We start from the raw sequence: 13,688 nt of genomic DNA, 5'->3' as shown, positions 1-13,688 counted from the left end.
CAAATTTTAATTTCCTATTTCTTTACTGCATAAACACAAGTGAACCCTTCAAACTCCAAAAACTGAAGATTATAATATGAAGTATCTCCCTCATACGCAATCAATCCTTCAATTATTGTATTCGAAAATTCAAAATCCTCAATATAAATATGCCTGAAAAAACTAAGGCCCTGGGTAGCGTGGATTTTATATAGCGACTCCTTACACCCCCAAACAATGGTAAACTTACGCACTAGATCGTTTGGGTTTTTAATATGCTCATAAGCTTCCAAAGGGGTGAATTTATAGGCAATCCGAGTAATTTTTTCGCGTTGCATTTCAACATCAATTCCAACTTCATCAGTAGTGCTAACAATAATCCCGGTAAAATGATGTGAATGAGTTATGCTTATATGATTGCCATCATGTAAATGGGGCTTTCCATTAGCATCATAATACAAATCTTTGTCCTCATAACCAGCTTCGGCCATTAAATGTCTAATGCTGAGAAAGCCACGACGATGCATTTCAGATTTCATTCCGTCCAAACGGTTTTGACAATGGTCAGTAAGTCTAATACCATCGGCTAGTTTCTCTTCAGACTCTTCAATTTTCCAAATGTAAACTGTGATTTCCGGTGTTACCTGTATTGTCTTATAAAGAGGCATGGTGTTATTTAGGATATTCGTAACTTTGCCACTCTTAAAAAAGAAGCGCAATAGTTAACAACGAAAGTAAAAAGAAAAAAGGATATGTCTACCAAAACTGTTTCATATGTACCCTATAAGGTAAAAGATATTTCTCTAGCGGATTGGGGAAGAAAAGAGATTGAATTGGCCGAAGCAGAAATGCCAGGACTAATGGCTCTAAGAAAAGAGTATAAAACTGAACAACCGCTAAAGGGTGCTCGTATCGCAGGATGCTTACATATGACAATACAGACGGCAGTTTTAATTGAAACGCTCGTTGCTCTTGGTGCTGATGTGACCTGGAGCTCCTGTAATATTTTTTCAACTCAAGATCATGCAGCAGCAGCTATAGCAGCAGCTGGAATTCCTGTATATGCATGGAAAGGTATGAATGAGGAAGAATTTGATTGGTGCATAGAGCAAACTTTGTTCTTTGGGGAAGATCGTCAACCATTGAATATGATATTGGATGATGGTGGGGATCTTACCAATATGGTTTTGGACCAATACCCAGAACTGGCAAGTGCTGTAAAAGGACTTTCTGAAGAAACCACCACTGGTGTTCACCGTTTATATGAAAGAGTAAAGAATGGCACATTGCCAATGCCGGCAATCAACGTGAACGATTCGGTTACAAAATCTAAATTCGATAATAAATACGGTTGTCGCGAAAGTGCAGTTGACGCTATTCGTAGGGCCACTGATACTATGTTGGCAGGTAAGCGTGTCGTAGTTGCGGGTTATGGTGATGTAGGTAAAGGAACCGCTGCCTCTTTTAAAGGAGCGGGAGCCATTGTGACCGTTACTGAAATTGACCCAATTTGTGCGCTACAAGCCTGTATGGATGGTTTTGAAGTCAAAAAACTGGAAAATGTTGTAGGTAATGCCGATGTTGTAATCACCACAACCGGAAATAAAGATATTATACAGGCCAAACATTTTAGGGCCATGCGAGATAAGGTCATTGTTTGTAATATCGGGCATTTTGATAATGAAATAGATATGGCATGGTTGAATGAAAACTACGGTTCTACCAAGGATGAAATAAAACCGCAGGTTGATAAGTATACTATTGACGGCAAGGATATTATTGTATTGGCCGAAGGAAGATTGGTAAATCTGGGTTGTGCTACTGGCCACCCAAGTTTTGTAATGAGTAATTCATTTACAAACCAAACTTTGGCCCAAATTGAATTATGGAAAAACAGTGATTCCTATAAGAACGAAGTTTATATGCTACCGAAACATTTAGATGAGAAAGTGGCCAAATTACATCTTTCCAGATTGGGGGCAGAACTTACTGAACTACGTGAAGATCAGGCAGAGTATATTGGGGTTACAGTAAATGGTCCTTTTAAGCCAGAATATTATAGATATTGATTTAGTATTCTACTATTGAAAAAACAAAAGCCCTGTGAATCACAGGGCTTTTGTTTTTATAATATTTACTGGAATGATAAACGTTATAACCATTGGAGATCAACAGAAATAGCTTTCATTAAATCAATCATGGACAATGCCAAAGTCATTTCACATTATTGCTCCGAATGTTCTTCCCAAATAAGCGCAGCTGCCCCACAAATTGGCGTAGCTCTTCCAGGCAGACCGGACCTCAAAAGTTTAACTTTCCCTTTATAAAACTCCAATAAATGTTCTTCAAAATATTTTTCCAGCGGGTCAAATATCCACTTTCCACTATTAACGAGCCCTCCCATTAAAAAGAAAGCTTCTGGTTGCGTAAAAGCAGTGAAATTGGCCAGAGCTTGTCCTAATATTTCAGCAGTGAAGTCAAAAGACTTTAATGCTATCGTATCTCCTTCCTCTGCCGCCTTTGTAATATCTTCGCCATGAAGGTCATTAAAAGCGATATCCCTAAACCTACTATCGTCCATATACTTACTCATCATAAATAAAATAGTACGTTTTAAACCTGTAGCTGAAACATAGGCCTCTAGACCTCCCCTTACACCTTGACCCGTTAATCTGCCGTCCCCAATAGTCATATCTATATGTCCCAATTCACCTGCAAAACCATCATACCCATCAATTAATTTTCCATTGGCTACAATTCCAGACCCAAAGCCAGTTCCTAGGGTGACAACGATAAAATCTTTCATCCCCTTTGCATTGCCAAAGAGCATTTCCCCTAAAGCTGCCGCACTAGCGTCATTCATTATCTTCATGGGTACAGGAATTCGTTCTTTTAGTTTATCAAGAATTGGAACAGTTCCTTTCCAAAGTAAATTCGAAGCATTTTCTATAGTTCCATTTTTGCTTGATGCATTAGGGGCGCCTATTCCGCAACCTATTATCTCAACATCTCCTGGAAATTTTTGTTTGATTTCGTCAACCGTACTTTTTATTTTGTCCAAATAATCTTCAATATCTGGATAATCTCTCGTCCTAAAGAAAGCATCTTCCAAACAATGTCCTTCTTTGTTTACTAATCCTATTTTGGTCTTCGTTCCTCCTATGTCAATTCCTATTGCTAAATCCATTTGAAGTTGTTTAATATATAAATTATTGTGCTTTTCACACAAGCCTTCTTTCGCATATGAAAGATACTACATAGTACTTTAATTTCTAATGGAATTTTAAGCAAAAAATGCACTTTTAACAGCAATAATCAATACGATTTAAACAAAAAACCCTTTCCAAATTGGAAAGGGTTTTAATATTGTTAAAAAGAGAAATTTCTATGCCTCAAAAGGCTCGATAGAAACATAGGATTTACCTCCTGATTTCTTTTCGAATTTTACCATTCCGTCTACTTTTGCATGCAAAGTATGATCTTTACCTGCATAAACGTTATCTCCTGGGTTATGCTTTGTACCTCGTTGTCTAACGATGATATTACCAGCAATGGCGGCCTGGCCACCAAAAATCTTAACACCTAAACGTTTCGATTCTGATTCTCTACCGTTCTTAGAACTACCTACACCTTTCTTATGTGCCATGATATATTATTTTATTGACCTTGGTTTCTGGTCAAAATTAACTTATTTACTTAAAGCGGCAATTAAATCAGCCTTTTTCATTGAAGAAATACCTTCAATTCCTTTGGCCTTTGCCATTTCTTTTAACTCAGCAACAGTATTTTTACTAAGGTCAACAGCCTCTTTCTTAGGAGCTGCCTTTTTAGGGGTTGCCTTTTTAGCTGCTGTTTGGGGTGCAGCTTTTTTAGGAGCGGCAACCTTTGGTTCAGCTTTTGCTTTAGGTGCAGCTGTTTTCTTAGCGCCTTTGGCGATAATGCTTTCAACAATTATTTCAGTCAAAGATTGGCGATGACCATTCTTAACTGCATAACCTTTACGTCTTTTCTTTTTAAAGACGATAACTTTGTCACCTCTTAGGTGCTTAACGACTTTAGCCTCAACAGCGGCTCCGTCTATAGCCGGGGCGCCAACAGTTACATTCTTACCATCATCCAACAAAAGAACATTGTCAAAAGTTACCTTTTTACCTTCTTCTGTTTGCAAACGGTGAACATATACTTTTTGGTCTTTCGCAACCTTAAATTGCTGCCCTGCCATCTCTACAATTGCATACATAGCGTATATTTAGTTTAAATTACTACCCAATTTCGCATTAGGCGGGTGCAAATATACTGCTAATTCATTAATGTACAAGGGTTTTTAAAAATAAAAATCTGTCCGTTTCGAAGCAAAGAGGAAAACCAAAGCATTCAATTAATTCTTCCCTAATTTCTTGTTAAAGCAACCCGACTTTTCCTTCATTATTTCTGAAAAATTTATATTCGTGTAACAATTTCAAAGTTGAGAACACATATAAACTATTAACTATATAACCCTAACACTTGAAAGAATGAAACTAAGACTATCATTTATTCTTTTGGCACTACTAATGGTGTCAATAACCAAGGCCCAAGAGGTTTCGTATGAGGAATATGACCTGGACAACGGGCTTCATGTAATTTTACATCAAGACAGGACAACTCCTATAGTTGTTACCTCAATATCGTACCATGTTGGTGCAAAAGATGAAAACCCGGAAAGAACAGGTTTTGCCCACTTTTTCGAACACCTTTTGTTCGAGGGCACCGAGAATATTGGACGCGGGGAATGGGATAAAATTGTTTCCTCTAAAGGCGGCAAAAACAACGCGACAACAAACGATGACAGAACCTATTATTATGAAGTTTTCCCTTCCAACGCTTTGGAAACTGGGCTTTGGCTCGAATCCGAAAGGTTACTCCACCCTGTTATCGAGCAAATTGGTGTGGACACACAGAATGAAGTGGTAAAGGAAGAAAAAAGAGCAAGGGTTGACAACCAACCTTATGGAAATTTTTTGACGGAAATAAAGAAGAACCTTTTCAAAGAACACCCCTACAGATGGTCGACCATTGGATCAATGGAACATCTTGATGCCGCCACATTAGAAGAGTTCAAAGCCTTCAATGAAAAGTTTTATATTCCAAATAATGCTGTACTGATTATTGCCGGGGATATAGAGACTGCAAAAACAAAGAAAATGATTCAGGATTATTTTGGCCCTATCCCAAAAGGCACCAAAATCCAAAAAAGTTTCCCGAAAGAGGAACCTATCACTCAAGAATTCAAAGCAGTAGCCTACGATGCAAATATTCAAATTCCTGCTGTTGTGGCTTGCTATAGAACACCATCTTTTAAAACTAGGGACGCTAGAATTCTAGATATGATTTCTACTTATTTAAGTGATGGAAATAGCTCAAAACTATATAAAAAACTGGTAGACAACAAGAAAATGTCTTTAGCGGTTCAAGCCCTTAACCTAAGTCAGGAAGATTACGGCATTTATGCCATTTATGCTTTGCCACTTGGAGAAACTTCGTTAGATAGTTTGGTTGCTGAGATTGATGAGGAAATAATAAAACTTCAGAACGAACTAATATCTGAAAATGATCATCAGAAATTGTTGAACCAATTCGAAAATCAATTTGTGAATTCAAATGCCACCTTAGAGGGAGTTGCTGCATCTTTAGCAACTTACTATCAATTATATGGCGATACTAATTTGATAAATACTGAAATTGATTTATACCGTTCAATTACAAGAGAAGAAATAATGGCTGTTGCCAAAAAGTATCTGAACAAAAACCAGAGATTGCTCTTAGAATATCTTCCTGAAAACCAAAAAGAAAGCAAATAAGATGAAAAATATAATAACAGGCATAGCTTTATTTGCTGTTATAGCAATGAACGCGCAGATTGATCGCACCACAGAACCAAATATTGGGCCGGTCCCAGAAATAAACTTTGGATCTTCCCAAAGTTTTGAGTTGGGCAATGGACTTAAGGTAATAGTGGTGGAAAATCACAAATTACCAAGAGTTTCTTTTACCTTGACCATCGACAACCCTCCTTTTATTGAAGGTGAAAAAGCCGGTGTTGGTAGCCTTATGGGCTCTCTTCTTGGAAAGGGATCTGTTAATGTTGAGAAAGATGCCTTCTATGAGGAAGTAGATTTTATGGGTGCATCTTTAAGTTTCAATTCTTCTGGCGGAGGGGCAAGAGGCTTGTCAAAATATTCTGATAGACTTTTAGAACTTTTAGCAGATGCTGCTCTCAATCCCAACTTTACTGAAGAAGAATTTGTTAAGGAAAGAGATATTCTTTTAGACGGATTAAAATCCAACGAAAAAAGTGTTTCCAGTGTTGCAAGAAGGGTAGATGCAGCCTTGGCGTATGGATTAAACCACCCATATGGCGAATTCGTTTCCCAAGAAACGGTAAACAATGTAGTACTTGCCAACATCACTTCACATTATCGCGATTATTTCGTTCCGAAAAATGCCTATTTAATTGTTGTTGGCGATGTTGAATTCTCGATAATCAAAGACAAAATAACCGACCTCTTTGAATCTTGGCAAAAAGCCAGCCCACCAGTTTTTACCTTATCAGTACCAAAGAATGCACAGTATTCACAAATTAATTTTGTTGACATGCCCAACGCTGTACAATCAGAAATTGCAGTGCAAAATTTGGTGGATTTAAAAATGACCGATCAGGATTACTTTTCTGCATTACTCGCTAACAAAGTCCTTGGGGGCAGCTTCCGTAGTTACTTAAATGGTAGCCTTAGAGAAGACAAAGGATATACATATGGAGCAGGATCTAGAATTGGGGCTGATAAATATGCTTCAAGATTTAGGGCTTCTGCAAGCGTAAGAAATGTGGTAACAGATAGTGCAGTCGTTGTTTTTATCGAACAATTGAATCGTATTCGAAACGAAAAAGTAGATTCTGAAGAATTGGAAATTGCCAAAGCCGAATATGTTGGAGAATTTGTAATGGCATTAGAACGGCCAGAAACCATTTCTAGGTTTGCCCTAAACATTCTGACAGAAGACTTACCGCAGGACTTTTACAGAACATATTTGGACAAAATAAATGCAGTAACAGTTGATGAATTACAAGCAACGGCCCAAAAACTAATTAGTACGAATAATGCGAAAATCGTGGTTACTGGCAAGGGCAGTGAAGTATTGGACAATCTTGAAAAAATGAAGATTGATGGTAAAAAAATTCCCATAAAATACTTTGACAAATTCGCTGCTAGCACTGAAAAACCAAATTATCAGGCAGCATTGCCAGAAGGGGTAACAGCTAGAACTGTCCTGGAAAAATATATTGAGGCCATTGGCGGCAAAGAAAAGTTAATGGGTGTTGAATCTTATTCATTGGTGGCGGAAGCTGAAATGCAAGGCATGAAATTAAATCTTGAAGTCAAGAAAACATCTAGAGATCAGTTTATGCAAGATGTAAAGGTCATGGGAAATTCAATGAGCAAACAAGTAGTTGACGGTGATAAAGGATATATGGTTATACAAGGCCAACGCAAAGATTTAGGTGAAGATGAATTAAAAAAAGTCAAGGAAGAATCCGCTCCATTCCCAGAATTAAATCTATTGAATACCGATGTTACTTTAGAAGGTGTTGAGGTGATCAATGACAAGAAAGCCTACAAAATAATAATCACTGACGAGAAAACGTCTTTCTACGACGTAGAAACTGGATTAAAAATTCAAGATGTAGTGCAAGTCGAAGCCCAAGGACAGCAAATTAACACGACTTTTGATTATAACGACTATCAAGAAGTTTCAGGTATAAAATTCCCATTTCTATTGATACAGACCATGGGACCTCAAAAATTTGATTTTGTGGTTAAGGAACTAAAAATCAATGAAGGCGTATCTGATGTAGATTTCGAGTAATTGATTTTCTTATTAAGAATAAAGGCCTTTAGTTTATACTGAGGGCCTTTTTTTTCGGTTCACCAGATAAACCCCAAAGAGGATTATTCCACCTCCAATCAATTGATAAAGATTAATGGTCTCACCATCCCAAACTCCCCAGAGAACAGCAACTATAGGAATGGTATAAGTAACCGAAGCAGCAAAAACAGGACTTGACAAATGTATAAGTTTATTGAAATAAATATTGGCGACCGCTGTACCTAAGAAAGCAAGCGCCAGTAAATACCATAATGAATTCTGCATTTGAAGGTCTTCACCAATTTGGCTGAAAACTCCAGAATAAACAACAATTACAATTGCTGGTATGAAAGCCACCGCAAAACTCCCAGTGGTAACAGCTAAAGGGCTCAAATGCCCTAAGTGTTTTTTAATGATATTTATGTTCAAAGCATAACCAAGAGCAGACAACAAGATGAAAATGGAATACCAATAATTTTTATCAGGGTTGAATTCCATTCCAGCTAAAATCAGGGACAAAGTTCCAAAAAGACCAATCAACACACCAGCAATTTGACGTTTAGTGATTATTGCACCAAACAAAATTATGCCGACTATGGTGGTAAAAAGCGGAACTGCGGAATTGAAAATAGATGTAACTCCACTATCAAGTTGGGTTTGTGCCAAAGCGAACAAAAATGGCGGAAAGAAAGAACTAAGCAATCCGGCCATTAAAATCCATTTCCAATCTCTTATAGAAATGCTTTTCAAGCTACGATAGCCAATAATCAGTAATAGTGTAGAAGCAAAAACAATGCGCAAACTGCCCAACTGCAATGCCGAAAATCCCAAAAGGGCCTTTTTAATCAATATAAATGATGAACCCCATACTATTGAAAGAATGATAAGGTAAATCCATTTTCTATTGTATTCGTTCAACTATGATATTTTTTTACAAATGTGGTGTTTTAGGTTGAGATATCACCAATTAATTTGTGAACGCGTGAAATATGGAAAAATGATTATTCCATATTAAAGTATTCAGTAAATTTGAATACTAATCATTAAAGAAATGAAACAATTAATCCCACTGGTACTTCTATTTATTATTGCCAGTTGCTCAAATACTAAAAGCATCACCTCATCTGAATCAAAAACAAGCTTGACCTCCATGGTCAAGATGGCCGATATTTCTATTGAGGGCATGGCTTGTCAAGAGGGTTGTGCAGATGCCATTCAAGCTAATTTGACCAAAATCAAAGGTGTTAACGCTGCGGAGGTAAAGTATGAATCTGGTAAGGCTAAAATCGAATTTAATCCGTCATTGGTCTCATCAGAAGAAATACAAAAAACAATCACCGATACCAAGGTAAAAGATTACATCTACACCATTAAAGACGTCACAATCACAAGCAAAAAATAAAATGAAAAACATTATAGGTATTCTAGTATTTGCATTGATTTTAGCAAATTTTTCATCATGCAAAGAGCAAAAAAAAGACGCTGACAACGTTTCAAATGAACAAATGAAAAAGGTAATGGCCATTCACGATGAGGTTATGCCAAAGATGAGTTCAATGGGGCAAATGGTCAGTAAATTAAAGGTTAAAGAAGATAGTACCGAACTTGGCCTGCAATATAAAGAGGCAAGAATAATGCTTCAAGATGCAAATAAAGCGATGATGGATTGGATGCAAGGTTTTGGGGGTCGATTTGATTCAGACGAGATTTTGAATGGAAAAGCGCTCACTGAACAAAAACAGATTTGGTTGAACGAAGAAGAAGAGAAAGTAAAGGCGCTTCGCAAGCAGATTTATAGTAGTATTGAAAAAGCCGAAAAACTATTGGGAAACACTGATGAACATAAAACCATAAATTACTTAAAACTTAAAGAACCTGTAGGTTCTGGTTTTCGAATGAATAGCGGCAAACCAATGGAATCTGAAAAGGCCTCTACCGTGGAAAAACTGAGAGGTTGCGTTGCTATCATGGCAGACCCGACCATGGTCAAAAAAGAAAAAGTACTTTACTTTCAATTTATTGGACCCGATAATAAAATCATTAAGGATATTGATAACCCCATTACCGAGAAGGGTAAAGAATTTAGTAAAAAGATAGAGCTTCTCTTTATGGGAGAAGATTCGGAGATTTGTGATTTTATCAGCATTACTCAAGGGTCGTTAAAAGCAGGGAATTATATTCTCAACATATTTGAGGGTGAGAAACTACTTGAATCAGCTAAATTTGAGTTAAAATAAAATGCGCCTTTTTTGGCTAAATAATCTAATAAGAAGACAAGTTTAGAAGTGTTTTGGTTGTTCAAGTCATTACTCTTTCCATTTTATACTTTCCATGATTTCCCTGATATCATTCTGTAAATAACTGGCTGCAGGATAAATAGAATCATAATTGGGTTTGGTATAGAAGTATAGAGAACCAGTAACAAAGTGGTTGGTGCTATCGGTTACATAAAACTGGGCTTGGGAGGCAGCATCACCGATTACTTCAAAAAATACTCCATACACTTGATTTTCTTCATTAACATAGGGGTAAGCATGTGGAGGGCCGTCTGCCTTTACGGCATGTTCAAGAGATAATCTTTGGGCATCTATCAACAACCGATCTATATTATTTTCAACTTTTTTATAGGTAAGAAATAAAGACCCTTTCATTGTCGGGTAGTCCAAAATGAGGGAATTACTGTCCTTTTGTTTAAAATTGCTCACCAAATTCTTATTGAACTGGAAATACTTCGTGTTTATTAAACCGTATTCACTATTTGGGTACTGCAACCTAATCATAGCCCTGGGTTTAGGAAGTACTTCTTCTTTGCACCCAGAAATGAACAAGAGTATAATTATTATAGGATATAGGCACTTAACTCTCATTTGGCAAAATCACTTTTATTTGTTTTAATCTCTTTTTATCCAAACTTTCTACAATAAAAACATAGTTTTTAAATGTCACTTTTTCTCCTTTTCTAGGAAAGTTTCCGGCAATTTCCAGAACAAATCCTGCAATGGTCTCTGATTCTCCTTTTTGTTCCTCAAAATCTTCTTCATCATCAATTTTGACCACTCTATAAAAATCTTTCAAAGCCGTTTTTCCTTCAAAAACGTAGTTGAAATCATCTAGTTTTGAGTACACCAAATCCTCATCATCAAACTCGTCGCTAATATCGCCTACAATTTCTTCAATAATATCCTCTAAAGTGACAATACCTGAAGTTCCTCCATACTCATCAACAACTACCGCCAAGTGGTTTTTCTTTTCCTGAAACTCCAATAATAAGTCATCAAGTTTTTTGTTCTCTGGCACAAAATAAGGTTCTCTTATCAACGAAATCCAGTTGAAGGTCTTGCGGTCAATATATGGTAAAAGATCTTTCACGTATAGGACGCCCAAAACATTGTCCATATTTTCTGAGAACACAGGTATTCTTGAATAGCCTTGGGTTTTTATCTCATCTAAAACATCCAAGAATTTCATGTCTTCGCTTAAAGCGAATAAATCAATGCGCGGCCTCATCACTTGTTTGGTATCGGTATTCCCGAAAGAAACAATCCCTTCCAAAAGCTTTTGTTCCTCTTTCGTAGTATCGCCCTCAGAGGTTAGTTCCAAAGCCTGTGATAAGTGGTCCACACTTAAGTTCGATTTATATTTACCTAGTTTGTTGTTCAAAAAAATGGTCCCATAGCGCATGGGCAAACTTAATGGGGCAAAAAGAAAATCAAGGGCTTTTAATGGGTATGCCATAAAAAGGGCAAAACTCATTCTATTTCTATTAGCATATACTTTAGGTAATATCTCACCGAACATTAATATTAGGAAAGTTGCTACAACAACTTCAAGTAAAAAACGGACAGAAATAAAATTGAATAATTGATAATTTATATCCGAGAACAAGGTGTCACCAATAACATTAAAAAGTAAAACCACGCCAATATTAATGGCATTATTCCCTATTAATATTGTTGCCAACAACTTCCTAGGGCGGTCTAACAACTTAATTACAATGTTACCTCTAGCTGTCTTTTTCTGTTCAATCGCGTTGATGTCTGTTGGTGAAAGGCCAAAAAAAGCGACTTCAGCGCCAGAAATCAATGCGGAACAAAGCAATAAAAGTAGAAGGACACAAATTTTGAGTATAAACGCACTATCGAAAGCCATAAAACTCAGAAAAAAACTAAGAGGGTCAGGGTCCAATAGTTATATTTTTGATTTAAATTGTCTAAAATGGTAAATCATCATCCTGCTCAGGTTCTACAGCGGCAGTTGGTTCAGTAGCTTTGGTAGGTGCTTGAGGTTGCACAGGTTGTTGAGGCTGACCACTAGACTGAGCATTTGCCATACTTTCTTTTTTGGTAGACAAGAAAGTAAAGTCTTGAACATGCACCTCGGTAGTGTACCTAGTATTACCATCTTCGCCTTGCCATTGCCTGTTTTTTAATCGGCCTTCAACATAAACCTTGTCGCCTTTGCTAAGATATTTTTCACAAATTTCCGCGGCCTTATTTCTTACGACAATATTATGCCAATCTGTATTGGTTACACGTTCGCCTGTTTGCTTACTTGTATACGTTTCGTTGGTAGCTATAGGAAATCTACCTATACTCCCTCCGCCTTCAAAATAGTGCATTTTCACTTCGTCTCCTAAATGCCCAATCAGCATTACTTTGTTCAATGTTCCGCTCATAATTTTTGTCTAATGGTCAAAAGTACTAAATTTTAAATGTTTTTATAAAATCTGCAATTAAAACAGGTACCGGGAATTTGTCCAATTCGTTAAACCCAATCCCGTCTTTAAACTTCGTTTTAGTTTTTAATATCCAAAACTTTGTATGTAGGTGTTGATGTGAAAGTTTATGAACAATATCCTCTTGATTGAACTCATATATCTTAGGGGCTTCATTCAGTGATACAACATTATGATGTTTGCCTCCCAATTCATCAATATTGATTTTTCCATTTGTCTCCAACAAAGGAAACTCCCAGAGGTTTTGCCAAATGCCCTTACCTTTTCTCTGTCGTAACAACGTTCTATTATTTGCATCAAGGAACACCAAATAATTAAAATATCGATTTTTTATTTTGGTTTTATTTATTTTGATAGGCAACTCCTTAATTATATTCTTTTTAAGTGCAACACAACCTTCATTTAACGGGCAGACAGAACAATCTGGATTCTTTGGGGCACATTGAATGGCCCCAAACTCCATAATACCTTGGTTGTAATCCCTGATATTTTCAACATTCATAACCTCCTTTGCCAATTCCTTGAAATACTTCACTCCTTTGGTGCCATTTATAGGAATATCTACTCCAAAATATCTAGAAAGTACTCTATAAACATTTCCATCAACCACGGGTTCGGGCTCATCAAAACAAATTGATGCAATAGCACTTGCGGTGTAGTCTCCAACACCTTTAAGCTTCAACAGTTCTATATAGGTATTAGGGAATTTTCCATGATATTCGTTGACCACAGTTTTTGCTGTTGTGTGTAGGTTTCTTGCTCTAGAATAATATCCCAATCCTTGCCATAGTTTTAACACCTGTTCTTCAGATGCTCCGGCCAACTCATTAACCGTAGGAAAATGTTCGGTAAATTTTAAATAATATGGCAATCCTTGTGATACCCTGGTCTGTTGCAGCATGATTTCAGATAGCCAAATCCTATAAGGATCCTTCGTGCTTCGCCAGGGCAGATTTCGCTTATTTTGGGCATACCAATGAAGAATTTTTTGGGAAAAAATCATGTACTCGAATACTAATGGCCAAAAGTAGCTGTTTATATACTTAAAATTAGTTGTTTAGAGCAAAAG

The 13,688-nt window shown here is 36.9% G+C and carries 14 protein-coding genes; 5 read left to right on the top strand and 9 right to left on the bottom strand.

The window, feature by feature from the left end:
- Nucleotides 1-14: 14 nt before the first annotated feature.
- Nucleotides 15-647, bottom strand: coding sequence for a 4'-phosphopantetheinyl transferase family protein (locus FB2170_RS08670; protein ID WP_013306167.1), 633 nt, complete (start codon nt 645-647; stop codon nt 15-17).
- Between the two features lie 84 nt (nt 648-731).
- On the opposite strand from FB2170_RS08670, the gene ahcY reads away from it, so the two are divergent.
- Nucleotides 732-2,048, top strand: a complete 1,317-nt coding sequence (gene ahcY, locus FB2170_RS08665) for an adenosylhomocysteinase (protein ID WP_013306166.1) — start codon at nt 732-734, stop codon at nt 2,046-2,048.
- Nucleotides 2,049-2,203: 155 nt separating this feature from the next.
- On the opposite strand, the gene FB2170_RS08660 is transcribed toward ahcY, so the two are convergent.
- The 3 genes from FB2170_RS08660 to rplU form a co-directional block, all read right to left on the bottom strand.
- A complete protein-coding gene (locus tag FB2170_RS08660) occupies nt 2,204-3,166 on the bottom strand; it encodes an ROK family protein (RefSeq protein WP_013306165.1) in 963 nt (320 codons plus the stop codon).
- A gap of 198 nt (nt 3,167-3,364) precedes the next feature.
- Nucleotides 3,365-3,625 (bottom strand): 50S ribosomal protein L27, encoded by a 261-nt coding sequence (gene rpmA / locus FB2170_RS08655; protein WP_013306164.1) that lies wholly within the window; start codon nt 3,623-3,625, stop codon nt 3,365-3,367.
- A 42-nt stretch (nt 3,626-3,667) separates the two neighbouring features.
- Nucleotides 3,668-4,219 (bottom strand): 50S ribosomal protein L21, encoded by a 552-nt coding sequence (rplU, locus tag FB2170_RS08650; protein ID WP_013306163.1) that lies wholly within the window; start codon nt 4,217-4,219, stop codon nt 3,668-3,670.
- A 274-nt stretch (nt 4,220-4,493) separates the two neighbouring features.
- On the opposite strand from rplU, the gene FB2170_RS08645 reads away from it, so the two are divergent.
- On the top strand, nt 4,494-5,819 hold the full coding sequence (locus FB2170_RS08645) for a M16 family metallopeptidase (protein ID WP_013306162.1): 1,326 nt from the start codon (nt 4,494-4,496) through the stop codon (nt 5,817-5,819).
- Nucleotide 5,820: 1 nt separating this feature from the next.
- Complete coding sequence (locus FB2170_RS08640; RefSeq protein WP_013306161.1) at nt 5,821-7,884, top strand: M16 family metallopeptidase; 2,064 nt, start codon at nt 5,821-5,823, stop codon at nt 7,882-7,884.
- A 33-nt stretch (nt 7,885-7,917) separates the two neighbouring features.
- Here the strand turns inward: FB2170_RS08640 and FB2170_RS08635 are convergent, their stop codons facing one another.
- Complete coding sequence (locus FB2170_RS08635; protein WP_013306160.1) at nt 7,918-8,802, bottom strand: DMT family transporter; 885 nt, start codon at nt 8,800-8,802, stop codon at nt 7,918-7,920.
- A gap of 133 nt (nt 8,803-8,935) precedes the next feature.
- Here FB2170_RS08635 and FB2170_RS08630 point away from each other — a divergent pair, with 133 nt between their 5' ends.
- Nucleotides 8,936-9,286, top strand: coding sequence for a heavy-metal-associated domain-containing protein (locus tag FB2170_RS08630; RefSeq protein ID WP_041632764.1), 351 nt, complete (start codon nt 8,936-8,938; stop codon nt 9,284-9,286).
- A 1-nt stretch (nt 9,287) separates the two neighbouring features.
- The gene (locus FB2170_RS17430; protein WP_013306157.1) at nt 9,288-10,121 is read left to right on the top strand and encodes a hypothetical protein; all 834 of its coding nucleotides are present in this window, start codon (nt 9,288-9,290) and stop codon (nt 10,119-10,121) included.
- 69 nt (nt 10,122-10,190) lie between these two features.
- Here the strand turns inward: FB2170_RS17430 and gldD are convergent, their stop codons facing one another.
- The 4 genes from gldD to mutY all read right to left on the bottom strand — a co-directional run bounded on the left by gldD (nt 10,191) and on the right by mutY (nt 13,622).
- Complete coding sequence (gene gldD / locus FB2170_RS08615) at nt 10,191-10,751, bottom strand: gliding motility lipoprotein GldD (RefSeq protein WP_013306156.1); 561 nt, start codon at nt 10,749-10,751, stop codon at nt 10,191-10,193.
- On the bottom strand, nt 10,741-12,033 hold the full coding sequence (locus FB2170_RS08610) for a gliding motility-associated protein GldE (RefSeq protein ID WP_013306155.1): 1,293 nt from the start codon (nt 12,031-12,033) through the stop codon (nt 10,741-10,743). The genes gldD and FB2170_RS08610 overlap by 11 nt, the downstream gene beginning before the upstream one ends.
- Nucleotides 12,034-12,094: 61 nt before the next feature.
- A complete protein-coding gene (locus tag FB2170_RS08605) occupies nt 12,095-12,559 on the bottom strand; it encodes a single-stranded DNA-binding protein (protein ID WP_013306154.1) in 465 nt (154 codons plus the stop codon).
- A gap of 25 nt (nt 12,560-12,584) precedes the next feature.
- Nucleotides 12,585-13,622: an A/G-specific adenine glycosylase gene (gene mutY / locus FB2170_RS08600; protein ID WP_013306153.1), complete on the bottom strand. Its 1,038-nt coding sequence runs from the start codon at nt 13,620-13,622 to the stop codon at nt 12,585-12,587.
- Between the last annotated feature and the right edge of the window lie 66 nt (nt 13,623-13,688).

This window comes from Maribacter sp. HTCC2170, from assembly GCF_000153165.2.
Taxonomy (GTDB): Bacteria; Bacteroidota; Bacteroidia; order Flavobacteriales; family Flavobacteriaceae; genus Maribacter_A.
This window is presented reverse-complemented; position numbering and strand designations above follow the sequence as displayed.